Raw genomic sequence first — 2177 nt, 5'->3', positions numbered from 1 at the left:
AGATGCCGATGTTGATCTACTCCGAGAACGACAACACCAGCCGCTCGCATCAGACGCGCGATGATGGCACCGCGCCGCCGTATGACCGCAGCACCGGCAGCTCCGCCGGCCACTACGCCAACGCGCGCCTGAACGGCCAATGGAATCAGCAGATCGATGGTGCCGGCCGGCTGGAGGTGAAGGGCGGTTTGAGCCAGGGCCGCTGGCGAGGGCGTGTGCTGCGCACGCTGATCCGCGATGACGGCAACCCGCTGCCCACCGGCTACAACAACACCGACGACATCAACACCAGCCTGGGCCGCACCGTCACGCTGGGGTCGAAATACACCACCTTGCTGGCCAACGACCACAGCCTGGTCACCGGCGCCGAGCTGGAGAGCAACCGCAGCCGCGAAGAGCACACCCAGCCCGACGTAACCGGGGATGACTTCCGGGCCGATGCCTTGCGTGTGGCGGCCTACGCGCAAGACGAGTGGAACCTCACGCCGCAGTGGGCCGTGCATGCCGGTCTGCGCTGGGAGGGCATCCGCACACGCGCCAGTGCCTTGCAGGCGGGCGCGAGCCTGGGCGAGTTCACCAACCGCAGCAGCGTGTGGACACCGCTGTTCCACACTGTCTGGAAACCCGACCCGAAAAGCCGTGACCAGGTGCGCCTGAGCCTCACGCGCAGCTACCGCTCGCCCACCGTGCAAAACCTGATCGCGCGGCCACGCGAATCGACCCTCAATTCCGAGACGCGGCCCGACCGTGCTGGCAACCCCAATCTCAAACCCGAGCTGGCGACGAGCGTCGACATTGCGGTGGAGCGTTACCTGGCAGGCGGGGGCATCCTCAGCGCCAGCATCTTTCACCGTGACATCAGCGACTACATGCGCAGCGTCACCACGCGCGAAGGCGCACGCTATGTCTCGCGCATGCAGAACGTGGGTGACGCCGTCACGCAGGGCCTCGAGCTCGAAGCCAAGATGCGACTGAGCGACGTGGTGAGCGACGCGCCGCCGATCGACCTGCGCGCCAACGCCAGCGTCTTCCAGTCGCGCGTGAAGGGCGTGCCCGGCCCCGACAACCGGCTCGACCAGCAAGCCGCGGGCACCGTCAACCTGGGCGCCGACTACCGTTTCCGCGGCACCCCGGTCACCCTTGGCGGCAACCTCAACTGGACGCCGGGCTACACCACCCGCATCAGCGAAACCCAGTGGCTGGAACAAGGCCGCAAGCTGGTCGGTGACGCCTACGTGCTGGTGTTCCTGAGCCCCAACGCTCAGGTGCGTCTCACCGCCAGCAACTTCGCCCCGCATGACTACCTGACCGGCAGCCGCTACGAAGATGCCGCCTTGCGCGAGACTTCAGAGACCCATACCAGCTCGTACATCAACTGGCAGCTGCGCCTTGAAATGAAGCTGTGAGCGCGACTGCCGCAAATCCAGACACTGACCGATAGCAGAGCTGTGCTATTTAGAATTTGCATGAATATTGGTCAATCGACAGGCTGAATCGATACGGTTTTGCCCCGCAAACTCGGTGTTTGCCCTGATATGGTGCCTTTTGGCACAGCGCTTGCGCTGTTTCTCGCTGCAGCCGCGTTACCGCGCGGCGCCCGCCACCAGAAACAGGAGACACCATGCCCATCGTCTTGCGCCGTGCCGCGCTCTTTTCAGCCATCGCCGTCACCCTGGCCTTTGCCACGGCGCCCATGGCCTTCGCCCAAAACAAAGGCGAGATCCGCATCGCCCACGTCTACGGCAAGACCGGCCCGCTTGAGGCCTATGGCAAACAAACCCAGACCGGCTTGATGATGGGCCTGGAATACGCCACCGGCGGCACCATGATGGTCGCCGGCAAGAAGCTGGTGGTGATCGAAAAAGACGACCAGGGCAAGCCCGACATCGGCAAGAGCCTGCTGGCCACCGCCTACGGCGACGACAAGGCCGACATCGCCATCGGCACCACCGGCTCGGGCGTGGCGCTGGCCATGCTGCCGGTGGCCGAGGAGTACAAGAAGATCCTGTTGGTGGAGCCGGCCGTGGCCGACTCGATCACCGGCGAGAAGTGGAACAAGTACATCTTCCGCACCGGAAGCAGCAGCGCCCAGGACGCGATCTCCAATGCGGTGGCCGTGGACAAGGCCGGCGTGACCATCGCCACACTGGCGCAGGACTATGCCTTCGGCCGCGACG

Annotated in this window: 2 protein-coding genes; both read left to right on the top strand. The window is 65.0% G+C overall.

The window, feature by feature from the left end:
• Positions 1 to 1406: TonB-dependent receptor domain-containing protein (locus RMO40_RS06820; RefSeq protein ID WP_309718128.1), on the top strand; the 1406-nt coding region annotated here is incomplete at its 5' end.
• Between the two features lie 215 nt (positions 1407 to 1621).
• On the top strand, positions 1622 to 2177 hold a 556-nt coding region (locus RMO40_RS06815), incomplete at its 3' end, for an ABC transporter substrate-binding protein (RefSeq protein WP_309718126.1).

Origin of the sequence: Rhizobacter sp. (assembly GCF_031412075.1) — a bacterium.
In the GTDB taxonomy this organism is placed as follows: Bacteria; Pseudomonadota; Gammaproteobacteria; order Burkholderiales; family Burkholderiaceae_C; genus Rhizobacter.
Note: the sequence above shows the minus strand (reverse complement) of the source record. Positions and strands in the feature narration are given on the sequence as shown.